Below are 1,725 nucleotides of genomic sequence, written 5' to 3'. Positions count from 1 at the left end.
AACGCGCGAACGCCCAGCTGAAGAGCTGGAAGATCCTCCGAAAGCTACGCTGCAGCCCTTCCAAGGCCGGCCACCTCTGTAAGGCCATCGCCGTCCTTCAGAACCACCGAGTTGCCCAGGGCGCCTGAGGATGAAAAAGGTTCAGTGATCGCCTCACGGGCACGAGCGGCGACCACCGGGTCGTACTCGATCGAGAAGACCGCGTCGTTTCCGAGCCGCTGACACATCAGCGATGTGGAGTAGCCCGTACCTGTGCCGATCTCTAGGACGGTGTCGCCTTCTTCGATCTCGGCGGCTTCAAGCATCCGTACGACCAGGCCCGGGAGCGTGGATGACGACGACGGGTGCCCCCTCACGGCGCCTGTTACGTCTTCGGCCATGATCCCGGCTACCTGTGTCACCCACGTTTCGTTGGCGTAGGCCAGGGCAAGCCATTCATCCTCAGCCGTGTCGGCACGGCGGACAGGCGCCCACAGGTCGCCTCTGGTCTTGTCGACCCTATAGACGGCATCCCCTAGGAACCACTCGCGAGGCACCATTTCTAGCGCCTTGTGCCAGCCGGCAGATCCTATTTTGTCCGCCAGTTCGAGGCGGAGGCCTGCGGCCATGTCACTCATGGCCACCATCCTTCCAGCAGTACGTCAGCGAAGGCGTGCGCTATCGCGTCGGAGTCGGGCAGCCATCCCCATTGTCCGTTGGGATTACACTCGACAAATGTCCAGATTTCGGAGGATTGGTCGCCTGCGCTGCTCTCTTCCAGGGCGAAGTCGAAGCAGCCGAATTTTAGGCCAAAGAAGTCGAGATAGGCGTATAGGGCCTTCCTGGTCACTTCGGGCACGTCAATGTGCTCGTGGACTAGCTCGCCCCAATCCCCGCACCTCCAGTCCAGCGCGCCGTCCGAGGTGGTAATCCGGCTCGCGAACACCTCTCGGCCGACTACAGTCACTCTCGCATCAGCTGTCTTCTGTATCTCCTCCTGGAACATGTGGGCAGTCACCGACACGGAGTCGTCAAGCTCCTGCTCAGTGACCCGCTGAGTCCATATCGCCCCGACATGACCGTCTGAGGTGCGCGGGGCGCCCCGAAACGACTTGTAGACGATCGGCCCATGCTGAGCGGCGAACGCTCGTGCTGCTTTGGGATCGTTCGTAACCAACGTCTTGGGGATCTTCATGCCCAGCTGGGCAGCCTCCTGCAACTGAGCGACCTTGAAGTCTGCCTTTTGGGTCGCAAAGGGATGGTTGACGTAGCGGCAGTTCGGCAGGGTCCTCAGCAGTCCGCCCAAGCCGTATCGGGTTTCTGTATCCGCGAACCGTCGCGCCTGCTCATCAGGGAAGCTGCTACGCCAAGAGCTGGGGCGGCGGTAGTACACCGACCCAACCTCCTCCAGCGCGATATCACGACTTGGCGTGCGAAGCTGGCCACCCCAGGAATCGCGGCCGTCGCCGAGCACGGCGCTGAACGTCAGCGCGGTACCGATGTCGGCAGGATCGACGCGGGCCACCTGCACCCGGCGCTCGATCAGTGCTCTGATAACCATGTTGGCCGTCTCGTCAATCAATGACGTGACGACCAACACAGTGAACGTTTTCCAACCTCCTGGACGCGTGCCCTGATCACAGCATGATCGCGATGCTGATGTTCGGCAGGTGGCGCAAAGAAGCTCCTGGTAGACGGGTTGATCACCACAACCATCACCGTCGCAACCAGGAGCTTCAGGTGCTG

General features: G+C 61.4%; 1 protein-coding gene and 2 pseudogenes. 1 reads left to right on the top strand and 2 read right to left on the bottom strand.

What is annotated here, in order from left to right; all coding sequences use genetic code 11:
* Window positions 1–128: pseudogene (locus AB0C16_RS39970) on the top strand (IS5/IS1182 family transposase); the annotation flags it as partial.
* Window positions 129–140: 12 nt separating this feature from the next.
* Here the strand turns inward: AB0C16_RS39970 and AB0C16_RS39965 are convergent.
* Both AB0C16_RS39965 and tgmB read right to left on the bottom strand, forming a co-directional pair.
* Window positions 141–305 (bottom strand): annotated as a pseudogene (locus AB0C16_RS39965) (rRNA adenine N-6-methyltransferase family protein); the annotation flags it as partial.
* A gap of 308 nt (window positions 306–613) precedes the next feature.
* A complete protein-coding gene (gene tgmB / locus AB0C16_RS39960; RefSeq protein WP_357691349.1) occupies window positions 614–1,579 on the bottom strand; it encodes an ATP-grasp ribosomal peptide maturase in 966 nt (321 codons plus the stop codon).
* Between the last annotated feature and the right edge of the window lie 146 nt (window positions 1,580–1,725).

Origin of the sequence: Nonomuraea sp. NPDC048916, from assembly GCF_040649575.1 — a bacterium.
Lineage (GTDB): Bacteria > Actinomycetota > Actinomycetes > Streptosporangiales > Streptosporangiaceae > Nonomuraea.
The sequence above is the reverse complement of the archived record's forward strand: the minus strand, read 5'-3'. Positions and strand labels throughout refer to the sequence as shown.